An 11,940-nucleotide genomic window follows, 5' to 3' on the forward strand; every position below is an offset into this window, starting at 1 on the left:
GACGGCGTTAGTGAAGACGAAGCCCGAACCTGGCATGGACCTCGAGTCGGTGTCTGTCCCCGAACCGGGGCCCGGAGAGGTCCGAATTCGTGTCGAGTCGGTCGGGATAGACGGCGGCGCAGAGGCACTGATTTACGACTGGCATGAGAGTAAGCACCACTACGCCGACGATCTCCCACAGCTGTTTGGCCACGAGTTCGCGGGCGTGGTCGACGCAACAGGCGCTGACGTCGACGACGTCCCGACGGGCGAGCGCGTCGCGGTGGAACCCATCCTCGGCTGTGGCCACTGTCGGTGCTGCCGGTCGGGCTCGTTCGCGATTTGTCCGGATCGGCGCATCCTTGGACTACATCCTGAACTGGACGGCGCGCTCGCAAAATACGCAGTGGTCCCGCGCGATTCGATTTACCAGATCGGTTCACTGAGTGCAGAGGAGGGTGTCTTCCTCGAGTTGTTGGGACTCGCCGTCCGCGGCTTCGAGCGATCGGAGTTCAAAGCCGGTGACAGCGTCGCGATCACCGGGCCCGGACCGGTCGGAATCGGTGCACTCGTCGCCGCCGTTGCGGGCGGTGCGAGTTCAATCACTGTCGTCGGAACTGAGGCGGATCGCGAGGATCGCCTCCCGCTCGCACGAGAACTGGGTGCGACCCGGACCGTGGTCACCGACGACATCGAGGACGGACTCGATGAAGAGGTAGACGTCTTCATCGAAGCCTCGGGCCACCCGAACGCGTTCTCGCTGGCTGCGTCCTCGACGCTTCGGGGCGGCGAAATCGTCCAGATCGGCATATTCCACGGCGCGGAGACAGTACCCGCCGACCTGACTCGTCTCGTCCGGCGCGGCGTCTCGGTTACGACGGTCTACGGGCGACGGGACTCGAGCTGGCGACGGGCGATCGCGATCGCGGAGAACACTGATCTTTCGCCGGCGCTAGGCCCGTCGTTCCCGCTCGAAGCGTACGAGGACGCCTTCGAAGCAGCCCGACAGCGCGCCGGGATCAAGATCACGCTTCAACCCTAAGAATCACGCGGGGGTACAGCTCACCTCAACCCCGGCCGTTCGCGGTTACTCGGCTTGGTCGGTGTACATTTCGTCCGGATCGAGATCCTCGCGAATAAGCCGGAGTTCTTCTTCCATCGGCTCCGGGGTCGTCCCCAAGTCGTCGGCGAACGCAATCTCCCAGCCGGTCTCATCTTGCACCTCCTCACGCGTCGCGTTCGGGTGCAGTGCAGCAACGTACATCTCTCCCTGCTCGTCGAATCGGCAGACGGCGAGATCAGTGATGACCGCTTCCGGGCCACCGTCGAGTCCGAGCGCTTTCCGTCCTTCGCGCCCGTCGACGAAGCCAGGACTCGTGATGAAGTCGACCTCTTCGGGGAATCGCCGCTTCGAGTGTGGCGTTACCACAAACGTCCGGTCGACGTGGCCGGCAATCTCGCACGCCCCACCGCTGCCCGGTAATCGAACGATCGGGTCGTCATACTCGCCGATAACGGTCGAGTTGATATTGCCGTACTTGTCGATCTGTGCGCCGCCGAGGAACCCGACGTCGAGACGTCCGGCCTGCAGACGATAGTTGAAATTGTTCCGCATCGGCTCGATAGAGAGCGCTCCCGACGCGAGCACCGGATCACCGATCGAAAGCGGTGGCGACGACGGGTTCGACCCTATCGTCCCCGACTCGTAGACCATCTGTAGGTCTGGCGCGTGCGTGCGCTTGGCGACGTTGCACGCCAGGTTCGGCTTCCCGATTCCGACGAGAACCGAGTCATCGTTCTCGAGTTCCCTCGCGGCCGCGACCACCATCAGTTCGCTCTTCGTGTAGTTCATTGGAGTGCCTCTGTGGATTCGGTCGGTCGGTCGATGCTACCCTTTCTGGACGAGAACGGGTGGTGTACGGCCATCCATCCGGTCCTCGGTCGATCGGTCATTGGTACGCCCCCATGTCGATCGGCGTAGCGTAGGAACTGTCGGGTTGCAGGTCGAGCAGCCTGTCGACACCGAGCTTCTCGACGTATTCGCGGCGGTCGTCAACGCCGTAGACCCACTCGTCGAGCCATGTCTCGACGCTGTCGACTTCACTCGCTATTTCTGCCCACTCTATGTAGGCGTCGTTGTCCCGTCCGTAGTAGCCTTGTGCGTACGAGGGGTGTGACCCGTAGGGATCGTGGACAACGTGATCGACGTCGTCGCTCGTGATGACTGTCCGATTCGGATCGCTGCGGATCGTTTCCTCCGAGCAGAGCTCTTCGACCGTGAGAATGACCTTGTCGGCGGCTAAGCCGGCGATCTTCACCTCGCCTTGGATCCCCCAGAGGTGTGCGTTACCGGCCTCGTCACCTCGCTGTGCTCGGATGACCGCCACGTCCGGCTCAATCGGGGCAACCGCGTACACGTAATCGTCGTCGAACGGACTCTCCACGCGAGCGATGTTGTCGTTATGTTCGGGGAGGTCCGAGCCGATGAAGCCACGTAACGGAGCGAATGGGAGGTTGGACGCGCCCGCTTCGAGCGCTGCGATCAACCCGAAATGCGTGTACTCTTCGAGCTCGAGTTCGTTCGGAACGCCGTCCTCTGCCGCCCGGCGAAACGCGGGCAAACTTCCCACACCCGGGTTACCCGCCCACGAGAACGTCGCTTTTCGCGCACAGCCCGCGGCGATCATCTGGTCGTAAATGAGATCCGGCGTGGCTCTGATCAGTTCGAGGTCGCGTTTTTCCTGCCTGATGATCTCGTGACCCGCAGCGAACGGGATGAGATGTGTGAACCCCGCGAGATAGACACTATCACCGTCGGAGACGCCGTCGCTGACGGCGTCCTGCATGGATGTGAGTTTGCTCATAGCTGTGCTGAACTACGAACCACATTGCGAAAACCGCATATAACAATTGCCCTTGAGGCACTCTGCTGCGGTATCAGCCGGTGGTTTTCTCATCACGGGAACTGTCTGCAGCACCTACAGCCGGACATTGATATCAACTGCCCGGATATGGTAACGCATGATATCGCTCACACCTGAGCAGAAGCTGCTGGTATCATCGTTAGAAGACATCGCCAAGCGCGAGTTCAGCGGCCGGGCGTTCGACTGGGACGGCGAACCGCCGTGGGAGAACGTACGACTACTGGCCGAACAGGGCTTTCTCGGTATCAACTTCGACGAAGCGTACGGCGGGGGCGGGATGACGGAGTTCGACGCGATTCTCGCCATCGAAGCCGTCGGTCAAGTCTGTCCCGACACCGCCGAGTTTCTCTACAATCAAACGATGGTCGCGCCGCGTGCGATAGAACTGTTCGGCACCGACGACGCCAAAGAACGATACCTTCCGCCGGTCCTCGCCGGCGAAGACAGCATCGCGATTGGTATCTCCGAGCCGGAAGCCGGCTCTGACGTCGGATCCATGGGGACTCGGATCGAAGAGAACGGATCGGATCTCGTCCTCAACGGCGAGAAGACGTGGGTGAGCAACGTCGAGCACTCGAGTGCAGTACTCGTCTGGACGAAGTTCCCCGAAGGACTGGGATCAGTCGTCGTCGAGTTCGACTGGGACGGGGTCGAGATTCTACAACACTACGAGAACATGGCGGGACACCACCAGACTCACTTCGTGATGGAGGACGTTCTCGTTCCTGAGGAAAACGTGGTCACGCGCGGCCCGGACGGGTTCAAAAATCAGCTCCGGGCACTCAACTGGGAACGACTGGGAAGTGCGACGCTCGCCAACTCGTATGCCCGCTGTGCACTGGAGAAGGCCATCGATTACGCCAAGCAGCGCGAACAGTTCGACCAGCCGATCGGTGATTTCCAAGGGATCGAATGGAAGCTGGCTGACGCTGTCACAGCGCTGGAAGCCTCGCGTGCGCTCACTCATCGGGCGGCGATACAGGCCCACGAGCAGGGACGAATCCCCGACCGCCGCGAGGCGTCGATGGCCAAGCTTCAGGCCAGCGAGATGGTCGAGCGCGTCGTCAGCGAGGCGCTTCAAGTCCACGGCGCGAACGGCTACCAGAGCGGCCATCCTCTCGAGTACCTCTACCGGCTCGCTCGGGGTCGTCGGCTCGCTGCCGGTAGCGACGAGATTCAGAAGAATCAGATCGCAGCCAGCCTTAAAAAGGAGGGAATGCGGGACCTCGCGTAATACTCACGAGTAGTCGCGATCGTACTCCGGCTCTCGCTTCTCACCGAATGCCGCGATCGCTTCCGCGTGTTCGGGATCGGTAACGCACTCCCACTGATACGCGATCGCCCGTTCGCAGTACTCCTCGAACGATTGCTCCGAGTCAACGAGCGCGTTCGTCCGACGAACGGCCAGCGCGGGGAGTTCGAGAAGGTCGTGGGCCAACTCGATCGCTTGCTCGATGGGATCGTCGGCCAACTCGACTGCGAGGCCGAGATCGACGGCGTCCCGTGGTGTGATGTCTTTGCCGGTGAGGAGGTACTCCTTGGCCTTCGCCTCGCCGATGAGCCGTGGCAAGAGCCACGAGCCACCGTCGCCAGGGACCAGCCCGACGCGGACGAACCCCTCGCGGAGGAACGAATCCGGCCCGACGACACGCAGATCACAGGCCAACGCGAAATCACAGCCTGCACCGACAGCCGGACCGCCGACCGCAGCGATCGACGGCTTCTCGATGGCACGGAGCTGTCGAACCACGTTCTGGACCGCCCAAAGATACCCCGCGTACTCCTCCTCGGTCATCTCCTCGCTCCAATCGGGCATCTCCGTGATGTCGGCTCCCGCACAGAAGCCGCCCTCGGCACCGGTCAGGACGATGCTGTAGACGCCCGCATCGCTCGCGGCCTCTCGAAGCACCTCGTTGAGTTCGAGAATCGTTTCCCGGCGGAAGGCGTTGTGAACCTCCGGTCGATCGATCGTAATCGTCGCGACACCACCGGACGTCTCGTACCGGATGTCTTCAGGCATCGTCGATCACTCGTACACTCGTCTTCCGATCTCGCGGGCCTCGATTTCGTCCCAGTCGTACTCGACGCCGAGTCCCGGTCCGTCCGGCACCTGCACGTGGCCATCCGAATCGACGGTGTCCAGCATGTCCGAGTACTCGTCGGCGTACACCGGCGGCTGCGTGTTCGGGCAAATCGGGTGGACGAGCGCCACTTCGTAGTAGTTGCTGTTGCGCGTCGCGGCGAGACAGTGACGCTGTGCCGGCCCCGGTGCGTGGTACTCAACATCGAGGCCGAAGCCTTCCGCCATGTGCGCAATTTTCATTGCGCCGGTGATGCCGCCGTCGTACTCGGGATCCGCTCGCACAATATCGGTGGACTCTGTCGCCACGAAATCCGTGTGGGGCTCGAGGCCGCGAACGTGTTCGGTCTGGAGGATGGGCGTATCGAGCATCTCCCGGAGTTTCCGGTGGGCGTGCTGTGAGACGCCGCCGTCGCGGTAGGGATCTTCGTACCAGAGGAACTCTGCCTCGTCGCAGGCCTTCCCGATTTTTAAGGCGTCTGCGAAGGTGGCCGGATTACACGCGGGGTCGAGCATGAGGTCCATCTCGTCGCCGACACGTCGACCAACTTCACGGACGACTTCGACCGTTTCGTCGGGGTCGGTCCAGTCGCCGCCCCAGTCGTGAATTTTGAACCCCTGATAGCCAAGTTCGAGACACTCCTCAGCGAAGTCGGCATACGCATCGGGCGAGTCCAGCCCTCCGTTCCGATCTCCTTGGTACGTCGAGGCGTAGGACGGGAAGGAGTCGCGGTAGCTGCCGATCATCTCATGAATCGGCGCCTCGTGATACTTGCCGGCGAAATCCCAGAGCGCAATATCAATCGGTCCCATCCCCATCCAGTCGTACTTTCGAAGCGCACGCTTGAACGCGCTCCAGTGACGCTCTCGCTTGAGGGGGTCTTTCCCGATCAGATAGTCCGCGATCATGTTGAGTTGCGCAGCGCCAGGAGAGTTCCCACCGACATACTCGCCGGTGGTCCCCTCGTCGGTGTGGACTCGCAGAGCGAAGAGTTTCCGTTCGCTGCTCGCATCGGGGTCGTAGACGATGCTAAATCCGTTCGGGGCGTAGCCGACCTCTGGTAGCTCGTAGCCGAATTCGATAGACTCGATGCGCGTGATTTCTGGTGTCATCGGTATGGCAACTCATAGCAGACCAGTCGCAAATGCGTTTGCATCGCGGTGAAACGCCACTCGGGCGGAAAAGGTTACGACGGTGCATCGAAATGATGTCATATGGTATCACACGGGTTCGTACTGCCAACGCGTGGCGTCGTCCTGTCCGCCGACAACTCCCTCGAACAGACTGCCCGCGTGCAGTCCGAAGTGATCGGACTCGCTCGCCGGGCCGAATCACTCGGCTTCGACGGTGTCTGGGTCGGCGACAGCGTGCTGGCAAAGCCGAGACTGGAGCCCCTCTCGACGCTGGCGGCAGTTGCGGGTGCCACGGAGTCTGTCACCCTCGGCACGGCCGTCTATTTGCCACAGCTTCGGCACCCGGTCCACGTCGCCCATCAGACGGCGACGGTCGATCAGGTCAGCGGCGGTCGCCTCGCGATTGGTGTGGGCGTCGGCGTCGGTGCAGGCGCCGAGACAGAACACGAGCAGCTCGACATCCCCTACAACCGGCGTGGGGCAGTTCTTGACGAGGGCCTCGAGATTCTCCAGGGGCTCTGGGGCGATGAGCCCGTTTCCGTGGAGGGCGAGTTCTTCGACCTATCTGACGCCGACATCGGGATTCGACCATCCGGCAGTCCGCCGCCGATCTACGTCGCATCGGCGACCTTCGACCCTCGGGACGGATTTCCGCGACAGATCCGGAATCGAATTGCTGACCGCGCCGACGGCTGGCTCCCGATCGGAATGTCGGCCGAGATGTACGAGGGCGGTATCACTCGGGCGCGGGAAATCGTCGACAACGCCGGTCGCGACGCATCCGGGTTCGACGCCGCGTATTACCAAGACGTGGTGATCGCAGAGACAGAGGCGGAGGCAATCGACGAAGCACGGGAGTTCCTGAACCGCTACTATCCCTCGTGGGGTGAGCTGAGCGACGACGATATCCGTAGACGTGGGGCGTTCGGCCCGCCGTCAGTTGTCGCTGAGCACCTCACGCGCTACGCCGATGCCGGCGTGGACCAATTCGTCACGCGATTCACGGCGGCCGACCAACGTGAGCAACTGCGTCGTTTTGCGGATGTCGCAGTCTGACCCTTCGAAGGGTGGTCACTGGTTGGGCTAGATATCCTCGCTTACGACACGTCGTCCTCGGGTCGAGGCCCGACGTTACTGCCGACGTGGTTTATGTATCACCTCAAGAAATGGAGGCCATGGTCGTGACTATCGACGACATCGAAACTGTGGCCGTTGTCGGTGCGGGACAGATGGGACGCGGTATCGGTGCCGTCGCCGCACTGGCGGGGTATGAAACCTACATCACCGATATTAGCGAGTCACAACTCGAGGAGGCGAAAGAAGAGATCGAGTGGTCGTACGGGAAGACCGTCGAGAACGAGAAAGCGACCGAACAGGAAACGAAGGCGGCGCTTGCGTCGCTCACATGTACGACGGCGTTCGACGAGGCGGTCGGCGACGCGGAGTTCGTGACCGAAGCGGCTGTCGAACAGCAGGCCGTCAAGCAGGACATCTTCTCAGACCTCGACGCGTCGGCCCCTGACGATACTATCCTCGCGACGAATACGTCCGGGCTCAACATCACCAAACTCGCCGAATCGACTGCGAACCCCGAACGAGTCATCGGCACCCACTGGTTCAATCCGCCGATGCTGATGGACCTCGTCGAAGTCATCATGACTGAGCACACCCCAGACAGTGTGGCCGATACGGCTGAGTCCCTCGTCGACTCGTTCGGCAAGACACCGATCCGCTGTAAGGTCGATGTGCCGTCGTTCATCGTGAATCGGCTCATGCGACCCTACGGCGAAGGACCTGCGTGGATGGCCTATCGGGGCACCCACTCTTTCGAGGAGATCGATTCGGCAATGAAATTCACGGAAGGGTTTCCGATGGGGCCGTTCGAACTCGCCGACTTCACGGGAGGCATCCAGATCCGCGTCGAGGGGGAGGAAGATCATCTCGAGGACGACCGGCCGATGTCCTACGACACCGAAGTCTGCCCGATACTCCACCAACTCTACGAAAAGGGACGGTACGGTCGGAAGACCGACGCAGGATACTACGAGTACGACGAGCGCGACGAACCGCACATTTCCGTCGACGCAGGACAGGGCTTCGACACACTGTTGGTGTGGGCACCGATTATCAACGAGGCCGCCAAGATGGTCGAAAACGGCGTCGCAAGCGTCGAGGACATCGACGTCGGCGCTCGACTCGGTGGAAACTGGCCGATGGGTCCGCTCGAAAAGGCTGACAGCGTTGGAGCCGACGTCATCCTGCAGAAACTGACGACTGTGGCCAGTCGCCACGAGGATACCGACAAGCTCGCGGAAACCCTCCCCTGCGACCTCCTCGTTCGAAAAGCGAAGAACGACGGGACGTTCTACTAAATCGTCACAGCGCAGTCCGTGATTCCGACGGCACGCTGGCTGCCGTCCACAACGGGTAGTTATCGGTCACCCCCAACCATCAAGAAAACGTGTGAGGGACCACCTACGCTTACGGTGTCGGTGGTGAATCGAGCTAGTATGGCAGAATCCGAGCCGGTGTACATCGCCGGGGCATTCGAACACCCCACGAGAGAGGCACCGGATAAATCGACGATGCAGTTGCACGCGGAGGTCGCGAAGGGCGCGCTTGTGGACTCCACCCTCGAGAAAAGCGACGTGGACGGCTTCTTCACGGCTAACGTTCCGGAGTACGCATCTGGACTGTCGCCGCTGATCGTTGCCGATTATCTCGGCCTCAAGCCGTCGTACTCAGACACGACTGACTTCGGCGGATCATCCTATATCAGCCACGTCGGGCACGCTGCGAGCGCGATTCGCGATGGTCGGTGCGACGTCGCGCTCATCACTCTGGCCGGTCGCCCACGGTCGCGCGGGCAGGCGACAGGCTCCGGGGCTCGTGACCTGCGAACCGTACAGGACAGTTTCGAACGGATCTACGGCGCCACGAACGTGAGTATGTACGGTATGGCCGCACAGCGGCACATGCACGAGTACGGAACGACGAGCGAACAGCTCGCAGAAATTCGCGCCGCCGCGTCGCATCACGCCCAGTACAACGAACACGCGATGTACCAGGATCCGGTGACGGTAGAGGACGTCGTCGAGTCTCGCGTCGTCGCCGACCCGCTGCATCTGCTCGACTGTTGTGTCATCTCCGACGGGGGCGGTGCGCTGGTCGTCGTCTCCGAAGACGTCCGATCGAACCTGAACCGGGACTGCGTCGAAGTACTCGGGTTCGGCGAATCGATCGGCCACCACGACGCCGGACGGATCGACCTCACGAAGACCGCTGCCGACCGCTCCGGGTCGGAAGCCTTCGCGGAAGCCGGTGTTGGCCCCGAGGACATCGACTACGCCTCTATTTACGATTCGTTCACGATAACGGTACTCGAGGCGATAGAGGACCTCGGATTCTGTGAGAAAGGCGCGGGAGGCTCCTTCGTCGAGTGCGGAACGCTTCGCGCGCCCGACGGAGATCTTCCGTTCAATACCGACGGCGGCGGGCTGTGTTCGAATCACCCAGCAAACCGCGGCGGCATGACGAAGGTCATCGAGGCGGTCCGTCAGCTCCGAGGTGAGGCGAACCCCGAGGTACAGGTCGACGCTGACCTCGCACTCGCGCACGGTACGGGCGGGAGCATCGGCACGCGTCATGGCGCCGCGACCGTCGTTCTTGGAGGGGAAGAGCGATGAGTTGGGATCCGCGTCCCGTCCCGGACGTCACTCCGGAGAGCGAACGGTACTGGACGGCTGCCGCCGGGGGGACCCTCCTCGTTCGAGAGTGTCAGGACTGCGGGCTCGTCTACCACTATCCGCGGTCACTGTGTCCCGATTGTTTCAGTGAGCGCACCGAGTGGCGAGAAGCGTCTGGCCGCGGCGAGGTGTACTCGTTCTCGACCGCTCGCACGATGCGCGGCTGGCCGGAAGACGACCTCCCGCTCGTCCTCGCGTACGTGGAACTCGAGGAAGGGCCACGCCTGATGACGAACGTCGACGCCGACCCATCAGCCGTCGAAATCGGAAGGCGCGTCACCGTCGAGTTCCGCGACGTCGACGACGAAGAGATCGCGATCCCGGTGTTCGTTCTCGAGGACGGCTGACGCGCCGTTCGGGATGGATTGTCGACTCGAAAAGTAGAGACAGTGAACCGACGCGCTCAGGGAAGCCGGCCGGTAAGTGCCTCGCTCGCGGGTGCTATGGAGAAGTCCGTGCCGAGTCCTTTCGCAGACGCCTTCTCATACAGCATGTACGCGGCCGCGACCGTCTCGATGCCCGTGCCACCGCTGTCGAAGACCGTAATCTCGTCGTCGCTCGTTCGTCCGGGCGTGACCCCCGCCACGACTTCGCCCAGTTCGGCGTGGACGTGATCTTCGTCGATGACGCCCGCTTCAAGAGCCGCCAGGAAGGAACCCGCGTCCTGCGTCGCTCGAGCGCGAAGGTCGGGTACGTAGGTTGCTCGCTCGATGGTCGCCGTATCGAGTTCGTGCCGGCCGGGGGTGTACTGACCCATCGCCGTGATGTGAGTACCGGGGTCAAGGTCTTCGCTGTCGAACACCGGGTCGGCAGCCTTCGTCGCCGTGATAACGATATCCGCACCGGAGACGGCAGCCCTACTCGAATCGACTGCCTCGACGGACGCCTCGAGATGCTCGTCGAACTCTGCAGCGAACGTCTCCCGATTTTCGGGCGTCGGCGAGAATACTCGAACCTCCTCCAGATCCCGGACTGTCGCCGTCGTGTGAAGTTGCCCGCGTGCCTGCGCGCCGCTGCCGATGACCGCGAGCGTGGTCGCGTCGTCTCGCGCCAACTCGTCGACCGCTACGGCACCGGTCGCCCCGGTCTTGAACGGGTTCATGCTTGCACCGTCGATAAGCGCGAGCGGTTCGCCGCTCTCTGTGTCGAACAGCGGTGTCATGAACCAGGCGTTCGGACCTGAAAAGCCAGAGGTGTACGCGTAGCCACCCATTGCACCCGTTTCGGGAAGAATTGCCGAGTAGTTGGTCAGTTTCCCGTCGGGGTTCTCGTGGCGGAACGTTTGTCGCGGCAGCGCCGGTGCGCCCTCACCGCGCTGCCGGTAGCCCTCGCGGACGGCAGTCACGTATTCGGCGGGCGTTGCGAGCCCTTCGACTTCGTCACTGGTTAGAAACAGTGTGTCAGTCATACGGATCGGCACTCACCGGATATAAAAAAAGACAACCGATCTGTCACGGTCGTCAATCGGGTCCGAAGCAGTTCGATAGCGCTCTGTCGGTGCGGCCCGACCGTGAGTCACTCGGCCTCGAGGACCTTGTCTATCATTTCGTCCGACATGGTTTCTAAGAGCCGGCTGTCGTTTTTGAGTTCGCGCATCACGAACCGAGACGACGTTTCGTTGACGCCGTCGAGGGCGACGATTTTGTCGATTAGCTCGTTCATCTGTTCGTGGTCCTGAACACGAGAAACGACGATGAAGTCGACATCGCCCATCGTATAGAACACCTGTTGAACACCGGGAAGAGCGGCCAGTTCATCGCCGATATCATCTGCGTATCCGCTCTCGTGGTAGACGTACACCTCGGTAATGGTGACCATCGACATGCCGAGCGCGTGAGGGTCGATATTCGCGGACGTGCTCGTTATCACACCGCTGTCTTTCAGTTGATTCAACCGATAGTGAATCGCCGACGTCGAGAGGTCGAGTTCGTCTGCCAGTTCCTCGAGGCTTTTTTCGTCGTTCTGCTCGAACTCGCGAATGATCTCGAGATCGATTTCGTCGAGGTCAGAGGTTGCGTCGGTATGGTTCATGCTTCCCTCTACTGACTTTGGGGTAATAAGTCGTCAACCATCGCAT

Annotated in this window: 12 protein-coding genes; 6 read left to right on the forward strand and 6 right to left on the reverse strand. The window is 61.7% G+C overall.

Annotation, left to right across the window (positions count from 1 at the left end):
* The first annotated feature begins 34 nt into the window (after window positions 1-34).
* Complete coding sequence (locus ACNS84_RS03950; protein ID WP_435073532.1) at window positions 35-1,021, forward strand: zinc-dependent alcohol dehydrogenase; 987 nt, start codon at window positions 35-37, stop codon at window positions 1,019-1,021.
* A 45-nt stretch (window positions 1,022-1,066) separates the two neighbouring features.
* Here ACNS84_RS03950 and ACNS84_RS03955 read toward each other — a convergent pair whose 3' ends face one another.
* Together ACNS84_RS03955 and ACNS84_RS03960 are read right to left on the reverse strand one after the other, a co-directional pair.
* The gene (locus ACNS84_RS03955) at window positions 1,067-1,831 is read right to left on the reverse strand and encodes a CoA-transferase subunit beta (RefSeq protein WP_435073533.1); all 765 of its coding nucleotides are present in this window, start codon (window positions 1,829-1,831) and stop codon (window positions 1,067-1,069) included.
* Window positions 1,832-1,928: 97 nt separating this feature from the next.
* Window positions 1,929-2,843: a CoA transferase subunit A gene (locus ACNS84_RS03960; RefSeq protein WP_435073534.1), complete on the reverse strand. Its 915-nt coding sequence runs from the start codon at window positions 2,841-2,843 to the stop codon at window positions 1,929-1,931.
* Window positions 2,844-3,000: 157 nt separating this feature from the next.
* Here ACNS84_RS03960 and ACNS84_RS03965 point away from each other — a divergent pair, with 157 nt between their 5' ends.
* On the forward strand, window positions 3,001-4,137 hold the full coding sequence (locus ACNS84_RS03965; protein WP_435073535.1) for an acyl-CoA dehydrogenase family protein: 1,137 nt from the start codon (window positions 3,001-3,003) through the stop codon (window positions 4,135-4,137).
* 3 nt (window positions 4,138-4,140) lie between these two features.
* Here ACNS84_RS03965 and ACNS84_RS03970 read toward each other — a convergent pair whose 3' ends face one another.
* Both ACNS84_RS03970 and ACNS84_RS03975 read right to left on the reverse strand, forming a co-directional pair.
* Entirely contained in the window at window positions 4,141-4,923 is a 783-nt protein-coding gene (locus ACNS84_RS03970) for an enoyl-CoA hydratase/isomerase family protein (RefSeq protein ID WP_435073536.1), read from the reverse strand.
* A 6-nt stretch (window positions 4,924-4,929) separates the two neighbouring features.
* A complete protein-coding gene (locus ACNS84_RS03975; RefSeq protein ID WP_435073537.1) occupies window positions 4,930-6,096 on the reverse strand; it encodes an enolase C-terminal domain-like protein in 1,167 nt (388 codons plus the stop codon).
* 102 nt (window positions 6,097-6,198) lie between these two features.
* Between ACNS84_RS03975 and ACNS84_RS03980 the strand changes: the two genes are divergently transcribed.
* From ACNS84_RS03980 to ACNS84_RS03995, 4 genes are all read left to right on the forward strand, one after another.
* Entirely contained in the window at window positions 6,199-7,173 is a 975-nt protein-coding gene (locus ACNS84_RS03980; protein WP_435073538.1) for an LLM class flavin-dependent oxidoreductase, read from the forward strand.
* A 119-nt stretch (window positions 7,174-7,292) separates the two neighbouring features.
* Complete coding sequence (locus ACNS84_RS03985; protein WP_435073539.1) at window positions 7,293-8,489, forward strand: 3-hydroxyacyl-CoA dehydrogenase; 1,197 nt, start codon at window positions 7,293-7,295, stop codon at window positions 8,487-8,489.
* A gap of 138 nt (window positions 8,490-8,627) precedes the next feature.
* On the forward strand, window positions 8,628-9,803 hold the full coding sequence (locus ACNS84_RS03990) for a thiolase domain-containing protein (RefSeq protein ID WP_435073540.1): 1,176 nt from the start codon (window positions 8,628-8,630) through the stop codon (window positions 9,801-9,803).
* Window positions 9,800-10,210 (forward strand): Zn-ribbon domain-containing OB-fold protein, encoded by a 411-nt coding sequence (locus ACNS84_RS03995; protein ID WP_435073541.1) that lies wholly within the window; start codon window positions 9,800-9,802, stop codon window positions 10,208-10,210. Before ACNS84_RS03990 ends, ACNS84_RS03995 begins: the two co-directional genes overlap by 4 nt.
* 56 nt (window positions 10,211-10,266) lie before the next feature.
* On the opposite strand, the gene ACNS84_RS04000 is transcribed toward ACNS84_RS03995, so the two are convergent.
* Window positions 10,267-11,271 carry an ornithine cyclodeaminase family protein gene (locus tag ACNS84_RS04000; RefSeq protein WP_435073542.1) on the reverse strand — a complete coding sequence of 335 codons (1,005 nt, stop codon included), beginning with the start codon at window positions 11,269-11,271 and terminating at the stop codon, window positions 10,267-10,269.
* A gap of 107 nt (window positions 11,272-11,378) precedes the next feature.
* Complete coding sequence (locus ACNS84_RS04005) at window positions 11,379-11,894, reverse strand: Lrp/AsnC family transcriptional regulator (protein ID WP_435073543.1); 516 nt, start codon at window positions 11,892-11,894, stop codon at window positions 11,379-11,381.
* Between the last annotated feature and the right edge of the window lie 46 nt (window positions 11,895-11,940).

The sequence above is a fragment of the Halorubrum wangae genome, from assembly GCF_051194135.1.
Taxonomy (GTDB): domain Archaea; phylum Halobacteriota; class Halobacteria; order Halobacteriales; family Haloferacaceae; genus Halorubrum.